The sequence below is a fragment of the Sphingobium sp. C100 genome, assembly GCF_000508185.1.
In the GTDB taxonomy this organism is placed as follows: domain Bacteria; phylum Pseudomonadota; class Alphaproteobacteria; order Sphingomonadales; family Sphingomonadaceae; genus Sphingobium.
Map to the genome: position 1 here is coordinate 1 of NZ_AYOY01000067.1, position 3,735 is coordinate 3,735.

The 3,735-nt window shown below is 69.4% G+C and carries 4 protein-coding genes and 1 pseudogene; 4 read left to right on the top strand and 1 reads right to left on the bottom strand.

Annotated elements, in window-relative coordinates:
• The 4 genes and pseudogenes from C100_RS48545 to C100_RS30615 all read left to right on the top strand — a co-directional run.
• Positions 1–249: pseudogene (locus C100_RS48545) on the top strand (FUSC family protein); the annotation flags it as partial.
• Entirely contained in the window at positions 246–461 is a 216-nt protein-coding gene (locus C100_RS30605; protein WP_024018853.1) for a DUF1656 domain-containing protein, read from the top strand. The pseudogene C100_RS48545 and the gene C100_RS30605, both read left to right, overlap by 4 nt.
• The gene (locus C100_RS30610; protein WP_024018854.1) at positions 458–1,360 is read left to right on the top strand and encodes an efflux RND transporter periplasmic adaptor subunit; all 903 of its coding nucleotides are present in this window, start codon (positions 458–460) and stop codon (positions 1,358–1,360) included. Before C100_RS30605 ends, C100_RS30610 begins: the two co-directional genes overlap by 4 nt.
• A 19-nt stretch (positions 1,361–1,379) precedes the next feature.
• On the top strand, positions 1,380–2,795 hold the full coding sequence (locus C100_RS30615; RefSeq protein ID WP_442800308.1) for an efflux transporter outer membrane subunit: 1,416 nt from the start codon (positions 1,380–1,382) through the stop codon (positions 2,793–2,795).
• Here the strand turns inward: C100_RS30615 and C100_RS30620 are convergent.
• Positions 2,751–3,728: a glycoside hydrolase family 43 protein gene (locus C100_RS30620; RefSeq protein ID WP_235219027.1), complete on the bottom strand. Its 978-nt coding sequence runs from the start codon at positions 3,726–3,728 to the stop codon at positions 2,751–2,753. The genes C100_RS30615 and C100_RS30620 overlap by 45 nt on opposite strands.
• Positions 3,729–3,735: the final 7 nt, after the last annotated feature.

Below are 3,735 nucleotides of genomic sequence, written 5' to 3' on the forward strand. Positions count from 1 at the left end.
GACCTGCCGCGCGAGGAGGCCGCGCCGCTGACACAGGTGCTGGGCGGGGTCGGGCGCCATTATCGCGCGATGGACCCCGACCAGCCGGTGATGACCGACCCGGTGCTGCTGGACGACATTGATGCGGCGATCGGCGAGTTGGCGGCCAGCCCGCAGCCGACGGTGCGGCGCGAATCGGTGCTGGCGCTCGTCAGCCTGCGTCGTAATCTGTTTCCAGACGCACAAAGCTATCGGAGGGCGGGCGCATGACCGGAGAATTCGCGCTGGGCGGCGTCTATGTGCCCACATTGCTGTTGCTGGCGCTGGCCGCGCTGGTCCTGGCCTGGGGCGTGACCCGGCTGATCGGCGCTTTGGGCCTCTACCGTTTCCTCGCCTATCGCGCGGCCGTCGACCTCAGTATCTTCATCCTGCTTCTCGGCGGGCTCGCCATCCTCGTCCCCACCCTTGGAATCCGTCTATGAACCGCCTTAGCACCACGCTGATCCGCAGCGCCGCCACCATCATCCTGGTCATCGCCGCCGCTCTGGTCGCGATCTGGATGTGGAATCACTATGAGCGCAGTCCCTGGACGCGCGACGGAAGGGTGCGTGCCGATGTCGTGCGGGTAACGCCCGACATCAGCGGCCTCGTCACATCCGTCGCGGTGCGCGACAATCAGGTGGTGAAGGCGGGCGACCTGCTGTTCGTCATCGACACGCCGCGCTACCGGCTGGCGCTGGAGGAGGCCGACGCCCGGATCGCCAGCGCGAAGGCGACGCTGGCGCAGGCGCGGCGCGAGGCGCGGCGCGACACCGCGCTGGGCGACCTGGTGGCGGCCGAGACGCATGAGCAGAATCTGGCGCGGGTGGAAACGGCGCAGGCGGCGCTGGCCGAAGCCTATAGCGGGCGCGACGCCGCCGCGCTCAACCTCAAGCGCACGCAGGTGCTGGCGTCGGTCAATGGCGTCGTCACCAATCTGGACCTGCATCCGGGCGACTATGTCGGCGCGGGCAGCCAGGCGATGGCGCTGATCGACAGCGATTCGCTGCGGGTGGAGGGCTATTTCGAGGAAACCAAGCTGTCGCTGATCTGCATCGGCGCGCCGGTGACGGTGCGGTTGATGGGGGAAGCCGGGGACATTCACGGCCGCGTCGAAAGCATCGCCTATGGCATTAATGACGACAGCCGCAGCAATGCGGGCAACCTGCTCCCTTCGGTCGAGCCGACCTTTTCCTGGGTGCGGTTGGCGCAGCGCATTCCGGTGCGCGTGAAGCTGGAGAAGGTGCCGGCCGGGTTGCGGCTGATTTCCGGGCGCACCGCGACGGTGAGCGTTCAGCCCGCCGCCAGCGACGCGAAGCCGGGGGATTGCCGTCATGCGTAAGCCGGTCTGGATGCCGATCATGGCGCTGGCCCTGGCGGGCTGCGCGACGGCGGGGCCGGACTATCATCCGCCAGCCCAGTCGGCCGCGACTGCGCCGGGAGCGACGGGCGCTTTCCATTCGGCGCAAGGTTCGCAGTTCAGCCAGGCCGAGCTGCCCGACCGTTGGTGGCGGCTTTATGCCGATCCGCAGCTCGATACGCTGGTGGAACAGGCGCTGGCCGCCAATGCCGACCTGCGGCAGGCGCAGGCGAATGTCGAACGGGCGCAGGCCGTGCTGCGCGAGGCGCAGGCCGGGCGAACCATCAGCACCGGGATCGACGGCGGTGTCTCCCTGTCCCGCCCGTCGAGCACCGACTATAATCTCCCCGGCGTCGTCGGCTATGATCTGGGCCTGAGCGCGTCCTATCCGCTGGACCTGAACGGCCGCATCCGGCGTGCGATCGAAGCGAGCGCGGCCGACGTCGAGGCGACCGCCGCGGCACGGGATTATGTGCGGATCAGCGTCGCCGCCGCGACCGCGCAGGCCTATGCGCAGGTGTGCGCGGCCAATTATAATCTGGCGATCAATCGCAAGGTGGTGGCGTTGCAGCGCGATACGCTCGATGCGACCCGGCGGCTGGCCAGGGGCGGGCGCGGCACCGCCTTCGACGTCAGCCGGGCGCAGGCGGCGGTGGACAGCAGCGAGGCGGCGCTGCCGGCGTTCGAGGGCGCACGGCAGAATGCGCTTTACCTGTTGGCCACGTTGCTGGGCCGTCCGCCCGCCGATTATCCGCGCGCGGTGGAAAGTTGCGCCGTGCTGCCGACGCTGGGGCGGCCCATTCCGGTGGGCGACGGCGCGGCGCTGATCCGACGGCGGCCCGACATCCGGCAGGCGGAGCGGGCGATCGCAGGGGATACCGCGCGGCTGGGCGTTGCTACCGCCGCCCTTTATCCGCAGGTCAGCCTGGGCGGATCGGTCGGCCTGACCGGCCCGCTCAAGGATCTGGGATCGGGCACCGCCTTTGGCATGAGCCTGGGGCCGCTCATCAGCTGGAGTTTCCCGAACCGGCCGGTGGTGCGGGCAAGGATCGCGCAGGCCGATGCGCAGGTGAAGGCCGATCTGGCCGGCTTCGACGCCAGCGTGCTGGAGGCGCTGCGCCAGACCGAAACGGCGCTGGAAACCTATCGCCGCAATGCCGAGCAGGCGGCGGCGCTCGACCGGGCGCGGGACAGTGCGGCGGTGTCGGAAGGGCAGGCGGCCAAGCTGTTCCGCTTCGGGCGGGGGGATTTTCTGTCGCTGCTGGATGCGCAGCGCAGCCTGGCCAGCGCGGAAGTGACGGCGGCATCGGCACGGGCGCAACTGGTGCAGGACCAGATCGCCATCTTCCTCGCCCTGGGCGGGGGATGGACGTCAGGCGATGGCGTCGACCAGAGCGCGGGGGATGCGCAGCAATGATCCGTGGCGGGCGCCCGGCGGCATGGCGAGGCGGGTGCTGACATCCTGCCATGTCGCCATGTCGCGGGTCATGGCGGCGCCCCAGCGGCCTTCCTTATAGACGTCATAATAGCAGATCAGCGCGTCGCCCTGGGGCCCATGGTCGATCAGGGCGGTCATTGGCCCTTCGACCCAGGCGGGGGAGATGGGGTCGGACAGCGGCCCGAACGGGCCGGTCGGACTGTCCGCCTTTGCGGTGCGGAGCCATTTGCGCGGGGGCTTCACCGTCTCGTCCTTGACGATGAGGTGGAGGCTGCCGTCGGGCGCATGGGTGAAGGTGCCGTCGATGGCGCTGAAGCCGGGGTCGTAGAGCGGTTCGGGCGGCGAGAAGCGTATGAAGTCGGCGGTGCTGCACTGCCAGAGGCGGTGGTTATAGCCCGATTCCGATGTTCCGGCGGTTGCGGGGAAGCGGCCCTCCACCGTGCTGGACCACAAGAGCATATAGGCGCCTGTGCGCGGATCGCGGATCGCTTCGGGCGCCCAGCAATTGCGGGTGCCGGGAATGTCCCGCATCACCGGGATGGCTTGCTGCCCGGACCAGTGGATGAGGTCGCTGCTGGTCGCGTGGCCGATGGTCACGCCCTCCCAGGCGGTGGTCCAGAGCAGATGATAGGTCGCGCCGTCATGAAAGATGAAGGGGTCGCGCAGCAGCTTTTTCTCGCCAACCCGCGGGACCAGCAGGCTGCGGCCGTTGGCGAGTGGGCGGAAGGCGAAGCCGTCGTCGCTCGTCGCGAGTTTGAGGCCCGCGCCTTCGCCGTCCCTGCCGGTAGTGAAATAGGCGAAGAGCAGCGGATCGTTGCGCCGCGCCGGACGAAGGCCGCCCCATGCCGCGTCGGGCAGCGCAAGGCCCAGCGCGGCCAAGCCGGCGGCCAGGCACGTCGTGCGCCGGTCGATATGCGGC

Bases quoted from the DNA above. Each gene is read 5' to 3' on its own strand.
- C100_RS30605 (WP_024018853.1), top strand. From the start codon at position 246: ATGACCGGAGAATTCGCGCTGGGCGGCGTCTATGTGCCCACATTGCTG.
- C100_RS30610 (WP_024018854.1), top strand. From the start codon at position 458: ATGAACCGCCTTAGCACCACGCTGATCCGCAGCGCCGCCACCATCATC.
- C100_RS30615 (WP_442800308.1), top strand. From the start codon at position 1,380: ATGGCGCTGGCCCTGGCGGGCTGCGCGACGGCGGGGCCGGACTATCAT.